The sequence below is a fragment of the Myxococcota bacterium genome, from assembly GCA_041389495.1.
Lineage (GTDB): Bacteria > Myxococcota_A > UBA9160 > UBA9160 > UBA4427 > JAWKRT01.
Genome location: JAWKRT010000005.1, coordinates 194,547 through 213,852 on the forward strand (window position 1 = coordinate 194,547; position 19,306 = coordinate 213,852).

General features: G+C 74.5%; 13 protein-coding genes. 10 read left to right on the forward strand and 3 right to left on the reverse strand.

What is annotated here, in order from left to right; translation table 11 throughout:
* Nucleotides 1–81 precede the first annotated feature (81 nt).
* The 4 genes from R3E88_20720 to R3E88_20735 all read left to right on the forward strand — a co-directional run bounded on the left by R3E88_20720 (nt 82) and on the right by R3E88_20735 (nt 4,420).
* A complete protein-coding gene (locus R3E88_20720; protein MEZ4218906.1) occupies nt 82–831 on the forward strand; it encodes a hypothetical protein in 750 nt (249 codons plus the stop codon).
* Between the two features lie 4 nt (nt 832–835).
* Nucleotides 836–2,002, forward strand: a complete 1,167-nt coding sequence (locus R3E88_20725) for a M48 family metallopeptidase (protein MEZ4218907.1) — start codon at nt 836–838, stop codon at nt 2,000–2,002.
* A 229-nt stretch (nt 2,003–2,231) separates the two neighbouring features.
* Nucleotides 2,232–3,008, forward strand: coding sequence for an RnfABCDGE type electron transport complex subunit D (locus tag R3E88_20730; protein ID MEZ4218908.1), 777 nt, complete (start codon nt 2,232–2,234; stop codon nt 3,006–3,008).
* The gene (locus R3E88_20735) at nt 3,005–4,420 is read left to right on the forward strand and encodes a DUF2330 domain-containing protein (protein MEZ4218909.1); all 1,416 of its coding nucleotides are present in this window, start codon (nt 3,005–3,007) and stop codon (nt 4,418–4,420) included. Before R3E88_20730 ends, R3E88_20735 begins: the two co-directional genes overlap by 4 nt.
* Before the next feature lie 13 nt (nt 4,421–4,433).
* Here the strand turns inward: R3E88_20735 and R3E88_20740 are convergent, their stop codons facing one another.
* Entirely contained in the window at nt 4,434–5,849 is a 1,416-nt protein-coding gene (locus R3E88_20740; GenBank protein ID MEZ4218910.1) for a hypothetical protein, read from the reverse strand.
* Nucleotides 5,850–6,186: 337 nt separating this feature from the next.
* Between R3E88_20740 and R3E88_20745 the strand changes: the two genes are divergently transcribed.
* The 3 genes from R3E88_20745 to hisH all read left to right on the forward strand — a co-directional run bounded on the left by R3E88_20745 (nt 6,187) and on the right by hisH (nt 9,385).
* A complete protein-coding gene (locus R3E88_20745) occupies nt 6,187–7,401 on the forward strand; it encodes an N-acetyl sugar amidotransferase (GenBank protein ID MEZ4218911.1) in 1,215 nt (404 codons plus the stop codon).
* Nucleotides 7,402–7,469: 68 nt separating this feature from the next.
* Nucleotides 7,470–8,711 carry a DUF4915 domain-containing protein gene (locus R3E88_20750; protein ID MEZ4218912.1) on the forward strand — a complete coding sequence of 414 codons (1,242 nt, stop codon included), beginning with the start codon at nt 7,470–7,472 and terminating at the stop codon, nt 8,709–8,711.
* Nucleotides 8,708–9,385 (forward strand): imidazole glycerol phosphate synthase subunit HisH, encoded by a 678-nt coding sequence (hisH, locus tag R3E88_20755; GenBank protein MEZ4218913.1) that lies wholly within the window; start codon nt 8,708–8,710, stop codon nt 9,383–9,385. Before R3E88_20750 ends, hisH begins: the two co-directional genes overlap by 4 nt.
* A 19-nt stretch (nt 9,386–9,404) precedes the next feature.
* Here the strand turns inward: hisH and R3E88_20760 are convergent, their stop codons facing one another.
* A complete protein-coding gene (locus R3E88_20760; GenBank protein MEZ4218914.1) occupies nt 9,405–10,634 on the reverse strand; it encodes an amidohydrolase family protein in 1,230 nt (409 codons plus the stop codon).
* 215 nt (nt 10,635–10,849) lie between these two features.
* Here R3E88_20760 and R3E88_20765 point away from each other — a divergent pair, with 215 nt between their 5' ends.
* Both R3E88_20765 and R3E88_20770 read left to right on the forward strand, forming a co-directional pair.
* Nucleotides 10,850–11,749: a class I SAM-dependent methyltransferase gene (locus R3E88_20765; protein ID MEZ4218915.1), complete on the forward strand. Its 900-nt coding sequence runs from the start codon at nt 10,850–10,852 to the stop codon at nt 11,747–11,749.
* A 113-nt stretch (nt 11,750–11,862) separates the two neighbouring features.
* Entirely contained in the window at nt 11,863–13,692 is a 1,830-nt protein-coding gene (locus R3E88_20770) for a tetratricopeptide repeat protein (GenBank protein MEZ4218916.1), read from the forward strand.
* Here the strand turns inward: R3E88_20770 and R3E88_20775 are convergent.
* On the reverse strand, nt 13,689–14,531 hold the full coding sequence (locus R3E88_20775) for an imidazole glycerol phosphate synthase cyclase subunit (GenBank protein ID MEZ4218917.1): 843 nt from the start codon (nt 14,529–14,531) through the stop codon (nt 13,689–13,691). The two genes, R3E88_20770 and R3E88_20775, sit on opposite strands and share 4 nt — an antisense overlap.
* 1,076 nt (nt 14,532–15,607) lie before the next feature.
* Between R3E88_20775 and smc the strand changes: the two genes are divergently transcribed.
* Nucleotides 15,608–19,303 carry a chromosome segregation protein SMC gene (gene smc / locus R3E88_20780; protein MEZ4218918.1) on the forward strand — a complete coding sequence of 1,232 codons (3,696 nt, stop codon included), beginning with the start codon at nt 15,608–15,610 and terminating at the stop codon, nt 19,301–19,303.
* Nucleotides 19,304–19,306 lie beyond the last annotated feature (3 nt).

Sequence of the window (19,306 nt, forward strand, 5' to 3'; positions counted from 1 at the left end):
CGCGGCGCGGCTTGCGTTCGCGTTCCGCCTCCGTCCACAGGCTTCCCCGTCGTTAGGCCCGCGCATGATACAGTACGCGGGATGCCTCGTTGCCGCGCTCCGTCGGCGTTCGCGATCGCAGGGCTGCTGCTCGTGGCTCCCGCCGTCGGCGCGCTCGCAGGGGACGAACCGGTCTTCGCGAGCGGCGCGCGCCTCTGCCTCGAGTCCGTCGCGATCCCCACCGGTGAAGCCGACGATCCGCGGCGCGCTCGGCTCGAGGACGCGCTCGTGGAGTACCTCGAAGCGTCGTCGTTCGCGGTGCGTCGTCCGAGCGAGGTCGCGCCGCGCCTCGAGGCGCTCGTCGAAGCGCGGCCGCCGTACATCGACACGGCGACCGGCGAGCGTCTGCCCGAGGTGTGGGACGCCTTCCTCGACGGCGTCGCGGCGGATCTGCGCGACGAGCTCGGTTGCGACTTCCGCGTCGAGGCGCGCATCGTGCAGGTCGCCGCGCCGTTCCGCAACGGCAGCGCGCGCGTGGACGGCAGGACGATGCAGGTCTCGTCGCCCGGGCGCGTCGTCCGCAACGTCTTCGCCGGTGTGAACGAGTGGGGGTGGGTTCCCGCCCTCTCGCTCTGGGTCGAGGTGACGGACCTGCGCGGCGAGCTCGTCGCGTTCCGGAGCGCGGGCGTCGAGCCGCTCGTGAGCCTCGCCGTCCTCGTCGACCAGGATCTCAAGCCCGAGGATGCCTGGCTGTCGAACCCGAAGGACGTCGGCCTGGCACTCGTGCTCGCGCTCGGGCTCGATGCCGAGCTGCTCCTCGAGCGCGGCGTGCCGGGCGGTCGTCGGCGATGACCCCGTGACGGGCGCGCGTCGCGCGGGAGCCGCGGTCGCGATGGTCGGTGCCTTCGCCGTCGCGGCATGCGTCTCGCCGCCGCCCCCGCCGCCCGTTCCCGAGGTGGCGGGTTGGGATGCCGTCCCGGGGACGGGCGAGGCGGAAGCCCGGAGCGAGATCGCGCTGCGCGAGCGCAGCGACGCGGCGCATGCGAAGGTCGCCGAAGCGGATCTGCTCTTCGTCGACGCGCGGCTCGACGCCTATCTCGTCTCGGTGGTCGGCCGGCTCGAGGCGGGGGCGGGACTCTCGCTGCCCGAGGCGGCGCCCTCGGTCGCGCCGTTCGTGCTCCGGGCGCCGTTCCGCAATGCGTTCGTCGATGCCGCCGGTCGCATCTACCTCACGACGAGCCTGCTCGCGGCGCTCGAGAACGAGGCGCAGCTCGCCGGCCTGCTCGGCCACGAGCTCGCGCACTTCGTCGCTCGCGACGACTCGCGCGAGGACGCCTATCGCGCCGTCACGACGTCGACCGTGCATCGCATGACGCTCTCGCGCGACTCCGAACGGGCCGCCGACGCGCGCGCCGTCGCCTGGATGTCGGCAGCCGGGTACGACGCGCGCGAGATGGCGGCGATGCTGCATCGGCTGCAGGAGGGCGAGCCGATGCGCGGCGGCGTCGTGCTCGCGTGGGAGAGCCATCCGGCGATGCCGGAGCGCGTGCGCGAAGTGCGCGCGCTCGCCGCGTCGCTCGAGCGCGCAGGCGCGGCGGAAGAGGCGGACGCGGCCGATCCGCGAGGTCGGCGGGCGTACGAGAGCGTGCTCGCGCCGGTGCTGCGCGAGGCCGTCGACGTCGAGCTCGGAGCGAACCGGCTCGACGCCGCGTGGGAGGCCGTCGAGCGCTGGACCGCGGTCGCTCCCGCGAGCGCCGACGCCTTCCATGCGAAGGGGTGCGTCGCCGCGCGCCGGGACGACGCGCGCCGCGCGGCGCCGGCGGTGAGCGAGGCGTGGGAGCACGCGCTCGAGCTCGACCCCTCGCACCCCGACGCGCTGCGCGATCTCGGGCTCGCCCTCCGCCGGGCCGGGGACGCGGAGCGCGCGCGCGAGCTGCTCGTCCGGTACCTCGAGGTCGCGCCCGAGGCGTTCGACCGCAAGCTGATCGAGCGCCTCCTCGAGCGCGAGCCGGCGGCGCGTTAGGCGGGCGAAGGACGGCTTCCCGGGCTCGCGCGGGAACCATCCCGCACCGGAGGGCGTCCACGCCCGGGTCTCCCGACGCCGATCGAGGTCCGCCCTGACCGCGCACGCGCCCCCGTCGCACGCCCTCGAGGCCCCTTCCGCCGCGCACGGCGCCCGCCGGGCGCGCGCGTCGTCCGCGCGTCGCGCACCGGGACGGGTCGCCGGCGATCCTCGCCACGCGCAGATCGCGGTGCTCGCGACGCTGCTCGCCGCCGGCGTCGCGTGGCTCGACCTCGACGTGCGGCCGGCGAACGCGGCCGCGATCCTCGCCGCGGCGCAGGCCGCGCAGCTCCTCGTCGCGCGCGCGCGCGGCGAGCGCTTCGATCCGCGCAGCGCGCTGATCTCGTCGCTGTCGCTCTGCCTGCTGCTGCGCACGGGGAGCGCGACGACCGCCGCGGCCATCGCCGCCGTCTCCGTCGGCAGCAAGGCCGTGCTGCGCGTGCGCGGCAGGCACGTCTTCAACCCGACGGCCTTCGGCCTCGTCGTCGGGCTCGTCGCGAGCGACGACGTGTGGGTGTCGCCGGGCCAGTGGGGGCAGGCCGCGTGGGCGGCGTTCGCGATGGCGAGCGCCGGTGTCGCCGTCGTGCACCGCGCGCGGCGGAGCGACGTGACCGTCGCCTTCCTCGCCTGCTATGCGGGCGGTCTCTTCGCGCGGGCCGCGTGGCTCGGCGACCCGCTCGCCATTCCGCTCCACGCGCTGCAGACGGGCGCGCTCGTGCTGTTCGCGTTCTTCATGATCTCGGATCCGCGCACGACGCCCGACGCGCGCGCCGGGCGCATCGCGTTCGCGGCCGCGGTCGCGGCGGGCGCGCTCTTCGTGCAGTACGGCCTCTTCCGGCCGAACGGTCTGCTCCTCTCGCTCGTCGCGTGCGCGCCGCTCGTGCCGCTGCTCGACGCGCTCGTCCCCGCGCCGCGCCACGCGTGGCGTCCCGGCTCTCCCGCGAACCTTCCAGGAGGCATCCGATGATCCGCAACGCGCTCTTCCGATCGCTCGGCGTCGCCGCCGCGGCGGCGTGGCTCTCGCTCGCGGTGACCGCGTCGTCCGACGCGTTCTGCGGCTTCTACGTCGCGAAGGCCGACACGAAGATCTTCAACCGCGCCTCGCAGGTGGTGCTCGTGCGCGACGAGGACCGCACGGTCGTCACGATGGTCAACGACTTCCGGGGCGACCCGCGCGAGTTCGCGGTCGTCGTCCCGGTGCCGACCGTGCTCGCGGAAGGGCAGATCCACGTCGGCGACAAGGCCGTCGTCGAGCACCTCGACGCGTACACGTCGCCGCGTCTCGTCGAGTACTTCGACGGGGATCCGTGCGCGCCGGTCTACCCGATGGCGGCGATGCGGGCCGAGGCCGCGGACGGCGCGAGTCGCTTCACGCAGGCGAGCGAGCGGGCGAAGTCGCTCGGCGTGGCGATCGAGGCGTCGTACACGGTCGGCGAGTACGACATCCTGATCCTCTCGGCGAAGGAGAGCGCGGGCCTCGAGACGTGGCTGCGCGAGAACGGCTATCGCATCCCCGACGGCGCGGCGCCCGTGCTCGGCAGCTATCTCAAGCAGGGCATGAAGTTCTTCGTCGCGAAGGTGAACCTCGAGGAGCAGGCGAAGCTCGGCTTCCAGAGCCTGCGCCCGCTGCAGGTCGCCTACGAGTCGCCGAAGTTCATGCTGCCGATCCGGCTCGGCACGGTGAACGCCGAGGGCCCGCAGGAGCTGTTCGTCTACGCGCTCACGCGCAAGGGGCGCGTCGAGACGACGAACTACCGCACGGTGAAGCTCCCGACCGGCGACGAGATCCCGCCGTTCGTGAAGGACGACTTCGCGCGCTTCTACCGCGCGATGTTCGACGAGCAGACGCGCCGCGAGCGCGGCGCGGCCGTGTTCCTCGAGTACGCGTGGGACATGGCGTGGTGCGACCCGTGCGCGGCCGACCCGCTGACGCCGAAGGAGCTGCGCGACCTCGGCGTCTTCTGGGTGCCCGCGCCGAGCGGGGAGTCCGGGCCGCGGGACGCGCGCTCGCCGCGCATCGCGCCGCCGCCGTTCGGGGCGCCCGTCGACGTCTTCGTGACGCGCCTCCACGTGCGCTACGACCGCGACGCGTTCCCCGAGGACCTCGTGTTCCAGACGACGGGCGACCGCGAGAACTTCCAGGGGCGCTACGTGCTCCGGCACGCGTTCGCGGGCGAGGCGACGTGCGACGCGGGCGTCGCCTATCGACGCGGGCTCCCGAAGCGCTTCGAGGACGAGGCGCGCCGGCTCGCGAACCTCACGGGCTGGGACATCGCCGAGATCCGCGAGCGGCTGCCGCGCGTCGACGGCGTCGAGCCCGCGCGCGCGGCGGACGACGAGCGCACGTGGTGGGAGCGGCTCTGGGGCAGCGAGGGCTGAGCCCGGCACGCGGTCAGCGCTCCGCAGCGCGCCGCGGCGGGCGGACGTCGAAGACGTCCGGGGCGCGCTCGCGGATCGTCACGCCGGCGAAGCGGCCGAGCAGGACGCCGAAGCGCGCCGCGCTCGCGCGCAGCGTCTCCTCGGTCACGCCCGGGAAGCGGTGGCGTTGATAGTCGGCGCTGTTGCGGTTGCCCGGGATGCGCGCGCGCGCGCGCTTGAACACCGCGCGCCCCTCGGCGTGCAGCCACGCCGCGGCGCGCGCGAGCGGGCGTGCCGGCGCGAGCGGCCGGCCGGCCGCGTACAGGTCGTCGAGCACGTCGAGGATGCGGTCGCACGCGAGCTCGCCCGAGAGCGACGCCATGTGGCGGGCCGCGCGGGCGTCGCGCTCGGCGTCGCCCGCGCTCGGCGCACCCGCGAGCACCGCGCGCACCTCGGCGACGAGCGCGTCGAGGTCGGCGACGCGGCGCGACAGCGCGTTCGGCAGCTCGCTGTCGAAGCCGGCGCCGGGGATCGGCTCGTACGCGAGCGCGGGCACGCCGAGCGCGTAGGCCTCGACGCCGGTCGTGCAGCCGCTGTGCACGAGCGCGCGCGCGGCGAGCAGCCAGGGCAGCACGTTCCCCTTCTGCGCGACGGCGACGTTGGCGTGCTGTCGGGCGATCGCCTCCCACGGCGCGTGCTTCTCGACCGGGTGCGGACGCACGACGATCGCGAGGTCGGGGAAGGCCTTCGCGAGCGTCGGCACCATCTCGCGGAAGGCGTCGAACATGGCGCCGCGGTAGACGACGAGCGCCTCCGCCGCGGCGCGCTCCTCCGGCGTGTGCTCGCCGGGCGGGAGCGGCGGCGCGCCGCTCATCGCGTCGACGTAGTGGTTCACGAGCCCGAAGTTCGTGTTCACGAGCAGGAAGTCGCCGTGGCGCGCGCGCAGCGCGGCGACGTCGTCCGCGAAGGTGGCGCGGAGCTCGGGACGCGTGAGGTCGAGCCGCGGGTTGCCCGTCGCGTGCACGGGCGGCACGCCGCCGCCCGGGAACGCGCGGATCTGTGCGGCGTCGTCCTCGCCCCAGGCGAAGAAGGCGCGCACGTGCGCGAGGGCGGCGGCGGACAGTCGCCGCCGGTACCAGAACGCGGCGTTCGGATTGCGGACGAGCGACTCCTCGTCCCATGCGACGATCTCGCTCCCGAGCCCGCGGTAGATGCGGAACATCCGCTCGCTCAGCGCGCGCGCGCTCTTCGCGACGTAGACGCCGCGGGGGAGGCGCGCCGCCTCCTGGTGCAGCGTGGCGCGCGCGCCCAGCACGCACGGGTAGCCGCGCTCGGCCGCGGCGAGCGCGAAGAGCAGCTTCGCGTCGAGCTCGCGCACCTGGTTCTCGACCGGGAGCAGGAGGGTGGGCCGCTGCGCGCCGGACTGCGTCTCGCGGGGATCGTGGGCCACGACGCGGCTCCGAGTAGCACGGATCGGCGGCGGACGGCGCCGGGCGCGAAGCCGCGCGCGCGTCCGGGCGTGACGCCGTGCGCCGCCGGGCGGTCGCGTCCGTGCGGGGGCGTGCGCGCTCGCTCCCGGGCGCGGGCGGGCGCACCGGTCGGGGCTGGTCGCGCGCGGACGAAAGTGGAAACTACCGCGGATCCCCCTCGACCCGGTCCCGCCGCCCGCGCGGCGCGCGCCCGCGCGCGCGTTCGCCCGAGGTGGAGCCGCGTCGAGGGTCGGCGCTCCCGCGCGGGGCGGCCGAACGAAGCCGGACACGACCGGACGCAGAGGAGCGCGATCGAGCATGCCCGAGACGAAGCCGACGGCGACGAAGTGGGGCCTCCCGGAGGAGGTCCTCTTCTGCAAGCGCTGCGTGATGTCCAACCAGCGGCCCGCGAGCTCGCCCGAGTTCCGCAAGGACAGGTCGGCCCCGACGCGCGTGTCGGGCTTCGGCAAGGACGGCGTCTGCGACGCCTGCCGCTACGCGGAGTTCAAGGCCACGATCGACTGGGAGGCGCGCGAGGCGGAGCTGCGCGAGCTGTGCGACCGCCACCGGCGCAGCGACGGCCGCTACGACGTGATCGTTCCCGGCAGCGGCGGCAAGGACTCGATCTTCGTCAGCCACATGCTGAAGTCGAAGTACGACATGAACCCGCTCACCGTGACGTGGGCGCCGCACATCTACACCGACATCGGCTGGCGCAACATGCAGAACTGGATCCGCGCCGGCTTCGACAACGTGCTGGTCACGCCGAACGCGAAGGTGCACGCGCACCTCACGCGGCTCGCGTTCGAGAACCTCGTCAACCCGTTCCAGCCGTTCATCATCGGGCAGAAGAACGTCGCGCCGCGCGCGGCGCTCCAGTACGACGTCGACCTCATCATGTACGGCGAGAACCAGGCCGAGTGCCACGACTCGTTCGATCAGAACGCGAGCCCGCTGATGGACCCGTCGCACTTCACGCGCACGTCGACGACCGAGCCGCTCTTCTTCGGCGGCGTCCCGTGGGCCGAGCTGCCGGCCGAGGGCATCCCGCACAAGGAGATGGGCCCCTACCTCCCGCTGCTGCGCGAGGACTGGGACGGCCGCGGCATCGAGGTGCACTACTTCAGCTACTACGCGAACTGGTCGCCGCAGGCCTCGTACTACTACGCCAAGGAGAACGCGGGCTTCGAGTCGAACCCCGACGGCCGCAGCGAGGGCACGTACTCGAAGTACGCGAGCCTCGACGACCGCATCGACGGCCAGCACTACTACACGATGTACGTGAAGTTCGGGCAGGGGCGCGCGATGAACGACGCCTGCCGCGACATCCGCGACGGCATCATCACGCGCGAGGAGGGCGTCGCGCTGTGCCGGCGCTTCGACGGCGAGTTCCCGGGCAAGTACTTCGCCGAGGTGCTCGACTACATGGGCATCACGGAGGAGCGCTACTGGGAGGTGATCGACGCCGCCCGGTCGCCGCACCTCTGGGAGCATCGCGACGGCCAGTGGGTGCTCACGCATCCCACCGTGTGACGGCCCGGCGCGCGCGCGACGCGCGATCCGGCGGGAGCGCGCAGCGCGCGCGAGGGTGACGCCCGGGAATGGCATCGTCGAAGTGGAAGACGTGGGACGAGCTCGCCGAGACGCTCCGCGACAAGCGGGTCGTCTTCTGGGGCGCGTCGAACTGGATCGAGCGCATGCTCGAGAAGCTGCCCGTCGCGCCCGAGCGCGGCGCGATCGTCGACAACAACCCGAACAACCACGGCATCCGCTACTGCGGCTTCGACGTCCACCCGCCGAGCTGGCTCGAGGGCCAGCCGCGCGACGCGATCTACGTCGTGATCTGCACGGTCAACTACGCGAGCGTGATCGACGAGCTGCACGCGCGCGGGTTCGTCATGGGCGAGGAGTTCTGCTGCAACCCGCTGCTCAACGAGCGCAAGGCGAAGGACGACCTCAAGTCGCTCGCCCGCAAGGTGCTCGTGAGCTCGCCCGAGCACGCGTCCACGGCGACGCGCGGCGGGGGCATCTACGAGGTCGACACGGCGAGCGGCGACGTGCGCAAGCTCTACGCCGGCAAGTGCCGCGGCATCTCCTACATGGGCGACGACCTGCTCGCGATCGACATGCTGCGCGGGCTCGTCGTGCTCGACCCGGAGTTCCGCGTCGCGCGTACGATCCCGCTGCCGCCGAACTCGGAGCCGCACGGCGCGCACTACGACCCGTCGTCCCGGCTCGTGTTCGTCGGCCAGCCCGGACGCGACTCGATCGGCGTCTACGACATGGCGAGCGGCGTGCCGGTCGACGAGTTCTTCCTCTCCGGCAAGTGGGCGCGCAACAAGAAGGACAACCACCACGTCAACGACTGCTGGGTGGGAGCCGACGACACGCTCTACGTCTCGATGTTCTCGTTCTCGGGGAACTGGCTCCACGAGGCCTACGACGGCGGCATCCTCGAGCTCGACAAGCGGACGGGCGAGATCCGCGGCCCGGTCGTGACCGGCCTCTGGATGCCGCACAGCGTGGCGCTCTTCGACGGCAAGCTCTGCTACGTCGACTCGATGCGCGGCGAGCTGCACGACAACAGCTGGAACGTGCTCGGCAAGTTCCCGGGCTTCATGCGCGGGCTCGACTACGACGGCCGCTACTTCTTCGTCGGCTCGACCGAGCACCGCTACCCGGAGAAGCTCAAGGGCGCGTCGCTCAACATCGGGCTCGACACGGGCTTCGTCGTCTTCGACCCCGAGTCGCGGATGTCGCGATTCTGCCCGCTGCCGCAGACCGAGGCCGTCCATTCGCTGACGCTGCGCCGCGAGAACGGCGTGCCCGTCGGCCGCGGATGAGCGCCGGCCCCTCCGTCCTCGTCGTCGACTACGCGCTCGGCAACCTCGAGAGCGTGCGCCTCGCGCTCGCGCACGTCGGCGTCGAGGCGGCGACGAGCGGCGATGCGGGGGCGGTCGCGGACGCGGCGGCGCTCGTGCTGCCCGGCGTCGGCGCGTTCGGCGACGCGATGCGCGCGCTCGAGGAGCGCGGCCTCGCGCGCGCGCTGCACGACTTCGCCGCGAGCGGGCGGCCGCTGCTCGGCATCTGCCTCGGCATGCAGCTCCTGCTCGGCGAGAGCGAGGAGTTCGGGCGCCACGAAGGCCTCGGCCTCGTCGCGGGTCGCGTGCGGCGCTTCCCGTCGCCCGTGCTCGGCCCTGACGGCCGCTACGGACCGGGCGCCAAGGTTCCGCAGGTCGGCTGGAACCGCATCGCGCCGCCGGACGATCGCCGCGACGCGTGGCGCGGCTCGCTGCTCGACGGCGTCGCGCCGGGCGCGCACGTGTACTTCATGCACTCGTACTACGCCGAGCCGGCGAGCCGCGACGTCGTCCTGTGCGAGACCGACTACGCGGGCGTGCGCTTCTGCTCGGGGCTCGCGCGGGGCAACGTCACCGGGCTCCAGTTCCACCCGGAGCGCAGTGGCGAGCCCGGGCTCGCGATCTATCGCGCGTTCGCCGCGCGCGTCGCGGCCTGAGCGCGCGTCGCCGCCGCGCTCACGCGCCCGGCTCGCGCCCGAGCATCCGCAGCGCGTTGTCGCGCACGATCATCCGCAGCTCGTCGTCCGTGAGGTCGCGCGCGAAGGTGCGCACGAGGTCGGCGGAGTGCGGCCACGTCGAGTCCTGGTGCGGGTAGTCGATCTCGAACGTGATCTGCTCGAGGCCCACGTCGCGGCGCGCGCGCACGCCGAACGCGTCGTCGAAGAAGCACCCGTAGACGCGGCCGCGGAAGTAGTGGCTCGGCGGCTCGGTGATCGCGGGGTCGAGGCCCGCCCAGGCGCGCGAGCGGTGGAAGAGCGCGTCGACGCGTTCGAGGAGGAAGGGGATCCAGCCGATCTGGCTCTCGCTGTACGCGATGCGCAGCCGCGGGAAGCGCGCGAGCACGCCCGACAGCAGCCAGTCGGCGAGCGACGTCTGTGCGTTCGCGAACGTGAGCGCGATCGTCACGCCGGGCGGCGCGTCGGGCGACGACGTCGGCATCTTCGAGCCCGACCCGATGTGCATGCACACGACGGTCGACGTCTCCTCGCACGCGGCGAAGAGCGGGTCCCAGTGGCCCGTGTGGATCGACGGCAGGCCGAGGTTCGCGGGCAGCTCGCTGAACGTGACGGCGCGGACGCCGCGCGCCGCGTTGCGGCGCACCTCCTCGGCGGCGGCGACCGGGTCCCACAGCGGCACGAGGCACAGCGGGATCAGCCGCCCGCCCGAGTCGCCGCACCACTCGTCGACCATCCAGTCGTTGTAGGCGCGCACGCACGCGAGCCCGAGCTCGCGGTCGGGCTGCTCGTGGAAGAGCTGCCCGCAGAAGCGCGGAATCGTCGGGAAGCAGAGCGAGGCTTCGGTGTGGTTCGCGTCCATGTCGGCGAGCCGCGCCTTCGGCTCGTGGCAGCCCGGGCGCATCGCCTCGAAGCGGATCGGGTCCATCGTGAGCGCCTCGGGCGGGAAGCCCGCGCACGCCATCACCTGCGGAATCGGGAAGACGCCGCCCGCGAAGAGCCAGACATCGGTCGGCGGGCCGTCGCCGCCGAGCGCGAAGGCGAGACGTCCGTCGCGATAGGTGCTCGTCACCGGTGACTCGACGACGCGCGGGCCGCGCTCGCGGAAGCGCGCGGGGAGCCAGCGCTGCCAGACGTGGGGCGGCTCGACGACGTGGTCGTCGACCGAGACGAAGCGCGGGATCGCGCGCTCGGGGCCGGCGTCGGGGGCGGCGTCGGGGGCGAGCGTCACGGGGCGACCTCCGGAGTGGGAGCGGAATCGCCGCGAGTCTACCCGCCGCGGTCGCGCGCGGACGCGTCGACGCGCCAAAGCGCCAAAGCGCCGACGCGCGGGCGGCGGAGCGGCGCGGGTGGATCGGGTAGCGTGCGGCGCCGCGCGGCCCGCGCCGCGGCCCCGACCCTGCTTCCGCACGCGCAGCCACGCGCGAGCGCACTCGCGAGGACGCCATGCAACCGCTCGCCGCCGAAGGCCCGAACGCGCAGCAGATCACCTACTGGAACGAGGTGTCGGGCGCGAAGTGGGTCGCCCTGCACGAGGTGATCGACGCGCAGATCGAGCCGCTCGGAACGGCGGCCATGGATCGCGCGGCGCCCGCGCCCGGCGAGCGCGTGCTCGACGTCGGCTGCGGGTGCGGCCAGACGAGCCTCGAGCTCGCGCGGCGCGTCGGGCCGTCGGGCGCGGTGGAGGGCGTCGACATCTCCGCGCCGATGCTCGCGCGCGCCCGCGAGCGCGCGCGCGACGCCGGGCTCGCGAACGCGCGCTTCCACCAGGCCGACGCGCAGACGGCGCGCTTCGGCGGCGACGCCGAGGGCGCGCTCCCGGCCGGCTTCGACCTCGTCTTCTCGCGCTTCGGCGTGATGTTCTTCGCCGATCCGCAGGCCGCGTTCGCGAACCTGCTGGGCGCGCTGCGTCCGGGCGGCCGCATCGCGTGGGCGACGTGGCAGGCGCTCGCCGACAACCCGTGGATGCGCGTGCCGATGGCCGCGGCGGCGGCGCACCTGCCGAAGGCCGACCCTCCGCCGCCCGACGCGCCCGGCCCGTTCGCGCTCGCCGACGCGGCGCGCGTCGAACGGCTGCTCCGCGCCGCGGGCTTCGAAGACGTCGCGCACGAGTCGGTCGTGCGCGAGCTGCGCGTGGGCGGCGGCGGCACGCTCGACGAGGCCGTCTCGTTCCTCGTGCAGATGGGGCCGATGGGCGCCGCGCTGCGCGACGCGACCGATGCGGTGCGCGCCGCGGCGACGGCGGACGTGCGCGTCGCGTTGGCTCCGTACTACGACGGCACGGCCGTCCGGCTGCCGGCGGCGTGCTGGGTCGTGACGGCGCGGCGGCCCGCGACCGCTCGCTAGGCGTGGCGAACGCGTGACGGGAACGTGACGAATTCGCGGGACGGCCTCGTTCCGCGCGATTCGCGCGCCGCATGCGGGTCGAGGCGGCCCGACGATCCGTAGACTCGTCCGTCATGGCCACGGCACGGCGAGTCGATCGCGAGGCGCGCAGCGCGCTGGCCGTGCTCGCGCTGGTCGCCGTCGCGTTCGCCGCCTACGCGCCCGCCTACGCCTACGACTTCGCGAAGTGGGACGGGTACGTCTGGGACGACGACGACCACTACCTGCACGACCCCCTGATCGCCGCGCCCGACGGCTGGTGGCGCATCTGGCTCGATCCGCGGCCCGGGCTCGTCGGGACGCAGGGCGGGGCGGCGGTCTGGAACTACTGGCCGCTCACGCGCGGCTCGCTGTGGCTCGACCGCCACCTGTTCGGCGAGCTCGCGCCGGGGCGCCCGAACCTGTTCGCGACGCACGTCGCGAACGTCGCGCTGCACGCGCTGAACGCGGTGCTCGTGTTCCTCGTGCTCCGCGGGCTCGGCGTGCCGGGCGCGCTGCTCGCGGGCTTCGTGTTCGCGGTGCATCCGGTCACCGTCGAGAGCGTCGCGTGGATCACCGAGCGCAAGAACCTGCTGTCGACGGCCTGCTTCCTGCTCGCGGTCGACGCGTGGCGGCGCCTCGCGGCGGGAGGCCGCGCGCGCTGGTACGTCGCGACCGCGGCGTTCCATCTGCTCGCGCTGATGGCGAAGACGTCGACCGTCGTGCTGCCGGTCGTGCTCGGGCTGCTCCACTTTGGCGCGCGCCGTCGCTTCGACGCGCGCACGTGCGCGCGCCTCGCGCCGCTCTTCGCGATGTCGCTCGTCGCCGGCGTCACGAGCATCGTGTTCGAGCGGGACTTCATCGACGCGGGAGGCGCGGTGACGGCGAGCCTCGCGGAGCGCGTCGCGATCGCGATCCGGATCCCGTGGTTCTATCTCGCGAAGGTCGTCGCACCGGTGGGTCTCGCCTTCAACTATCCGCGCTGGCGCATCGACGGGCTCGGCGCGCTCGAGATCGCGCTCGGCGCGGCGACGGTCGGGCTCGCGTGCGGGGCCTTCGCGCTGCGCGACCGCCACCCGCTCGCGCGTCCCGTCGCCGTCGGGCTCGGCGCCTTCCTCGCCGGCCTCTTCCCGGTGCTCGGCGTCTTCGACCTCTACGGCATGCGCTACGCGAACGTCGCGGACCACTGGCAGTACCTGCCGTGCATCGCGCCGATCGCGCTGATCGCGGCCGGCGTCGCGCGCGCGAGCGAGCGCCTCCCGCGCGGCGGTCGCGCGGCGCGCGTCGCGATCGGCGCCGCCGCGGTCGCGGCGCTCGGCTCGCTCACCTTCGTGCAGAGCGGCGCCTACCGCGACGCCGCGACGCTCTGGCGGCACACGATCGAGCAGCAGCCGCGATCGGCGATCGCGCACAACAACCTCGCGACGCACCTGCGCGAGGCGGGGCGCCCGGACGAGGCCGAGACGCACTACCTGCGCGCGATCGAGGCGGACCCGCGCTTCGTCGAGCCGTACGTCAACCTCGGGAACCTGATCGACGCGCGCACGGGCGACCGCCGGCGGGCCGCGCCGTGGTGGCGGCGCGCCCTCGAGCGCGACGCCGCGCAGCCCGTCGCGCTCTACAACCTCGCGATGACGGCGATCGACGCGCAGGACCTCGCGACCGCCGAGTCGCTGCTCGTGCGCGCGCTCGATGCGCAGCCGACGTTCGCCCCCGCGCTCGACCTGCTCGGGCAGCTCTACCGCCACCAGCACCGCGAGCGCGCGCTCGCGGCGCGCGTCGAGCGCGCCCGCGCCGTCGTCGCGGCGCGGGAGGCCGGCGGGCGCGGCATCGCCGCGCGCATCTGGCTCGCGATGGGAGCTGCGCTCCTGGCGGTCGCCGTCGTCGCGGCGCGCGAGCGGCGCGCCGCGGCGCGCGCGGCCTAACGTCGTACCTCGATGCCGCGCGCCGCGAGCGCCTCCTTGACGGCGCCGACCGAGCTCCCCTCGATGCCCGAGCGCCGCTGCAGCTCGGCCGCGTGTCCCGTCCCCGTGCCCTCGGGCGGCGAGAGGTCGGCGCGGTCGCGCAGCGCGCCGTAGTGGAGGAGGCCGGCGACGCACACGGCGTCGGCGCGACCGTCGACGACCGCGTCGACGACGTCGCTCGGCGCGCCCGCGCCGCCGCTCGCGATCACGGGGATCGACAGCGACTCGGCCAGCGCGCGCACGAGCGCGAGGTCGTAGCCGCTCCCGGTGCCCTCGCGGTCGATCGCGGTCACGAGCAGCTCGCCCGCGCCGAGCGACTCCGCCTCCTTCGCCCAGCCGAGCACCTCGCGGCCGGTCGCCTCGCGGCCGCTGTCGGTGAAGCACTCGTAGCTGCCGTCGCGCCGCTGCTTCGCCTGGATCGACACCACGATCGTCGACGAGCCGAAGCGCTGCGCGGCCGCGCGCACGAGCTCGGGCTCCGCGATCGCCTGCGTGTTGAGCGCCACCTTGTCGGCGCCGGCGCGCAGCACGTCGCGGATGTCGTCGAGCGAGCGCAGGCCGCCGCCGACGCAGAGCGGCACGAAGATCTCGCGCGCCGTCGCCTTCACGATGTCGAGCAGGCTGTTGCGGCCGTAGAGCGACGCGACCGCGTCCATGTACACGAGCTCGTCGATGCCCTGCTCGTAGTAGTGGCGCGCGAACTCGCCCGGCAGCCCGAGCGCGCGCAGACCCTCGAGATGGATGCCCTTCACGAGGTTGCGCCCCTTCACGTCGAGGCGCGCGATGACTCTCACCGACATGACCGGCCAAGCTAGCGCGCGCGAGCCCCCCACAGGGAGCCGAACGCGGGCCCGCTCCGCGAACGAGACCGGATCCCGCACGCGACGCGCCGCGACGACCGCGCGCATCGCGCGCACGCACCCACCGGGAGCGGGGCGCGGGCCGGCGCAGCGAACTCGAGCGGACCCCGCGCTCCCGAGCCACGACCGGGCCCCGGCACGCGACGCGCGCGCGACGGCCGCGCGCATCGCGCGCACGCACCCACCGGGAGCGGGCGCGGGCCGGCGCAGCGAACTCGAGCGGACCCCGCGCTCCCGAGCCACGACCGGGCCCCGGCGCGCGACGCGCCGCGACGGCCGCGCGCATCGCGAGCACGCACCCACCGGGAGCGGGGTGCGGGCCGGCGCAGCGAACTCGAGCGGACCCCGCGCTCCCGAGCCACGACCGGGCCCGGCGCACGCGACGCGCCGCGACACCGCGCGCATCGCGCGCACGCACCCACCGGGGCGGGGTGCGGGCCGGCGCAGCGAACTCGAGCGGACCCCGCGCTCCCGAGCCACGACCGGGCCCCGGCGCGCGACGCGCCGCGACGGCCGCGCGCATCGCGCGCACGCACCCACCGGGAGCGGGGCGCGGGCCGGCGCAGCGAACTCGAGCGGACCCCGCGCTCCCGAGCCACGACCGGGCCCCGGCGCGCGATACGCGGGGGAGCCATTCGCGGAGCCGGCCCGCGCCCCGCTCCCGCGCGCACCGGCTCCCGCGAGCATCGTCTCCCGCGAGCGCTCGGTCCCGAGCCCGGCCTCACCGCAGCCGTGTCGCCGACGTCACCGCGCCGCCGCCGACCCGCGCCGATCAACCGCCGTCTCGTGAGCCGTTTGTTGCACCTCCGCGCGGCGGAGTGGTACTTAGGAGTCCCCCCCACAGGAGGCCGTGCGGCGCTTCGGCGTCGTCCGGTCGCCCGGTCCCCGTTGGAACCGGGAGCCCAGGGTCGCTTCGGCCGCTCGACCCATGGATGGGCCCCCAGCGCGGCTTCGCTCGCGCGGTGCGTCGCACCGCGTCGTCGTTCCGCGCGCGCCGGCCAGCGTCGAGGCGTCGAGTGCGCATCAAGTCGCTCCAGCTCCACGGCTTCAAGTCCTTCGTGGACCGCACGCTGTTCACGTACGACGACGGCATCACGGCCGTGGTCGGCCCGAACGGCTGCGGGAAGTCGAACGTGGTGGACGCCGTGCGCTGGGTGATGGGCGAGCAGTCGCCCCGCAAGCTGCGCGGCAAGGGGATGGAGGACGTGATCTTCGCGGGCTCGGAGACGCGCCCGCCGATCGGCATGGCCGAGGTGGTGCTCACCTTCGACAACCGCGACGGCACCGCGCCCGAGCCGTTCACGACCGTTCCCGAGATCGAGATCGCGCGCCGCCTGTACCGCTCGGGCGAGTCCGAGTACCGCATCAACAAGCAGGCGTGTCGGATGCGCGACATCCAGGACTTCTTCCGCGACTCGGGCATCGGCGCCAAGGGCTACACGATCGTCGAGCAGGGAAAGGTCGCGGAGATCGTGTCTGCGAAGCCCGAGGAGCGGCGCATCCTGATCGAGGAGGCCGCGGGCATCTCGAAGTTCAAGGCGCGCCGGCGCGAGGCGGAGAGCAAGATGGCCTCCACCGAGCAGAACCTCGTGCGCGTCAACGACGTCCTCGGCGAGATCCGCCGCCAGATCGCGTCGCTCGAGCGGCAGGCGAAGAAGGCGGCGAAGTACAAGCGGCTGCAGGAGACGCTGCGCATCGTCGAGCTGTCGCTCGCGCAGGACGAACGCGCGGAGCTGCTCGGCCACGTCGAGCGCGCGAGCGGCCAGCTCGCGCGGCTGCGCGACCAGGTGACGGCGCTCCAGACCAACCTCGCCGAGCGCGAGCTCGCCGTCGAGAACCAGCGCATCCAGCTCACGGAGGCCGAGAAGGCCGTCGCGCGCGGGAGCGAGGCGCTCTATGCGCTGCGCAGCGAGATCAAGGAGCTCGAGGGCCGCATCGAGTTCGCGCGCCGCGAGCGCGAGAGCATCGACGAGGCGAACGCGGGGCGGCGCGCCGAGATCGGGCAGCTCGTGCAGCAGCGCGACGCGGCGCGCGCGGAGGCGGAGGAGAGCGAGGCCGAGCTCGCGCGGCTCGAGGCCGCGGTCGCCGGCGAGGCCGACGCGATCGCGTCCGCCGAGGCCGAGGCGCGCGCGGCGACCGAGGCGCTGCGCGCGCTCGAGCGCGAGCGCGACGCCGCGAACGAGGCGTTCGTCGACGTGCTGACGACGATCGCGCGCGGTGAGGATCGCGTCGCGGGCATCCAGGATCGGCGCGACGCGATCGCGCAGCGGCTGCGCACGGCGGATCGCGACCTCGAGGTGCAGCAGACGCAGGCGGCCGAGGCGACGCGCGACCAGGACGCGCTCGAGGAGGGCCTGCGCAACCTGCTCGCCGAGCGCGACCGCTTCCAGGAGTCGCTCCTGCGCGCGATGCAGCGCCACGACGCCGCGCACGCGGCGGTGCGCGGCGCCGGCGTCGCGCTGCGCGAGAAGCGCGAGCGGCTCGAGGCGCGCCGCGCGCGGCTCGCGTCGCTCGAGGAGGTGACCCGCAGCCTCGAGGACGTCGGCGAGGGCGCGCGCCACCTGCTCGGCGGCGGCGACGAGGCGCGCGCGCGCTTCGGCCTGCGCGGGCTCGTGCGCGACCTGCTCGAGGTCGACGTCGAGGTCGAGCGCGCCGTCGAGGCCGTGCTCGCGGAGCGCGCCGAGGCGATCGTGGTCGACCGCGCGGAGGGCGCCGTCGAGGCGCTCGCCGCGCTTCGCCGCGACGAGGCCGGGCGCGGCGTGTTCGTCGCCGCGGGCCACGGCGAGCGGCTCGCGACCGGGATCGTGCCGCTCGGCGCGCCGCTCGCGTCGCGCGTGCGCGCGCGCGCGGGCTTCGAGGGCCTGGTGCGCCGGCTGCTCGACGACGTGTATCTCGTTCCCGATCTCGCCGAGGCCGTCGCCCGCTACGGGCACGGCGACGTGCCCGCGACGTTCGTGACGCCGCAGGGCGACGTGCTCGAGCGCGGCGGCGTGATCCGCGGTGGCGGCGGCGCGGCCGCGTCGAGCGGCGCGATCGGACGCGTGCGCGAGGTGCGCGAGCTCGGCGAGGAGGTGGCGCGCCTCGAGGGCGAGGTGGCCGCGGCCGAGGCGGCGCTCGCCTCCGCCGAGAGCGAGTCCGCGCGCGCCGGCGAGGAGCTCGAGAACCTGCGCAACCGCCACCACACCGCGGCGCTCGCCGTGACGAGCCACGAGAAGGATCTCGACCGCTCGAAGGAGCGCGTGAAGACGCTCGGCGACGCGCACGAGACGCGCGTGGCGGAGCGGGCGGAGCTGATCGCGGAGAGCGAGGCGCTGCAGGACGAGCTCGCGCGCCTCGGCGGCCAGCTCGACGCGCGCCGCGGCGAGCGCGCCGAACGCCAGCGCGCGCTCGACGCGCTCGGGCTGCGCATCCACGCGGGCGCGCGCGACGTGTCGCGCAACGAGAGCCGCGTCGCCGAGCTGCGCGTCGCGCACGCGAGCCGCGTCGAGAACCGCGACCGGCTGCGCGCGGCGTGCGAGCGCGCGCAGGGCGCCGTGGCCGAGACGGGCGAGTGGATCGCGCGGCGCGAGCGCGAGATCGAGGCGGCGACCGAGCGCTTCGGCAAGCTCGCGTCGACGATCGCGGACGCGGAGACGGCGCTGGCCGCGAAGCTCGAGGCCGAGGAGGACGCGCGCGTCCGCAGCGAGGAGCTGCGCGACGAGTACGAGCGCATCGCCACCGCGCTGCGCGGCGTCGAGGACGAGGTGCGCGACGTGCGCGGGCAGCTGTCCGCGCAACGCGAGGAGGCGAGCGCGGCCGAGCTCGCGCTGCGCGAGAACGAGCTGCGCCTGCGCCACCAGGACGAGCACGTCCGCGAGAAGTGGGGCGTCGACCTGGCGACGTGGGCGCCCCCGAGTCCCGACGACGTCGAGGGCGGCGAGGACGAGGCGGCCGACGCGCTCGCGGCGGCCGAGGCGGCGGACGGCGACGCGGGCGACGGCGACGAGGGCGACGAGCGCGGGACGGCGAGCGAGGCCGCGCAGGCGCGCCGCGACGCGCGCCGCAACGCGCAGCTCGCCGGCCTGCCGCGCGAGGAGCGCGAGCGCGAGCTCGCGCAGCTGCGCGGCCAGCTGCAGTCGCTCGGCGACGTGAACCTCGGCGCGATCGAGGAGCACGAGGAGCTCGCCGAGCGCTTCCGCTTCCTGTCCGAGCAGAAGACCGACCTCGAGGCGACGATCCACTCGCTGCGCGAGGCGATCGCGCGCATCAACCGCACGAGCCGCAAGCGCTTCCGCGAGACGTTCGAGGAGGTGAGCAAGCGCTTCGCCGAGAACTTCCCGCGCCTGTTCGGCGGCGGCCAGGCGAGCCTCCAGCTCACCGAGTCGGAGGACGTCCTCGAGGCCGGCATCGACATCATGGCGATGCCGCCCGGCAAGCGGCTGCAGAACGTGAACCTGCTGTCGGGCGGCGAGAAGACGATGACGGCGCTCGCGCTGCTCGTCGCCGTCTTCCAGGTGCGCCCGTCGCCGTTCTTCCTGCTCGACGAGGTGGACGCGGCGCTCGACGACGCGAACGTCGGCCGCTTCAACCAGCTCATCACGGAGCTCGCCGTCTCGTCGCAGTTCCTCGTCATCACGCACAACAAGCGCACGATCGAGGTCGCGGACGTGCTCTACGGCGTGACGATGGAGCAGAAGGGCGTGAGCAAGCTCGTGTCGGTGAGCCTCACCTAGCGT

What these genes read in the sequence shown, in the direction of transcription:
- R3E88_20720 (MEZ4218906.1), top strand. Translation starts at nt 82, where the DNA reads ATGCCTCGTTGCCGCGCTCCGTCGGCGTTCGCGATCGCAGGGCTGCTG.
- R3E88_20735 (MEZ4218909.1), top strand. Translation starts at nt 3,005, where the DNA reads ATGATCCGCAACGCGCTCTTCCGATCGCTCGGCGTCGCCGCCGCGGCG.
- R3E88_20745 (MEZ4218911.1), top strand. Translation starts at nt 6,187, where the DNA reads ATGCCCGAGACGAAGCCGACGGCGACGAAGTGGGGCCTCCCGGAGGAG.
- R3E88_20750 (MEZ4218912.1), top strand. Translation starts at nt 7,470, where the DNA reads ATGGCATCGTCGAAGTGGAAGACGTGGGACGAGCTCGCCGAGACGCTC.
- hisH (MEZ4218913.1), top strand. Translation starts at nt 8,708, where the DNA reads ATGAGCGCCGGCCCCTCCGTCCTCGTCGTCGACTACGCGCTCGGCAAC.
- R3E88_20765 (MEZ4218915.1), top strand. Translation starts at nt 10,850, where the DNA reads ATGCAACCGCTCGCCGCCGAAGGCCCGAACGCGCAGCAGATCACCTAC.
- R3E88_20770 (MEZ4218916.1), top strand. Translation starts at nt 11,863, where the DNA reads ATGGCCACGGCACGGCGAGTCGATCGCGAGGCGCGCAGCGCGCTGGCC.
- R3E88_20775 (MEZ4218917.1), bottom strand. Translation starts at nt 14,531, where the DNA reads ATGTCGGTGAGAGTCATCGCGCGCCTCGACGTGAAGGGGCGCAACCTC.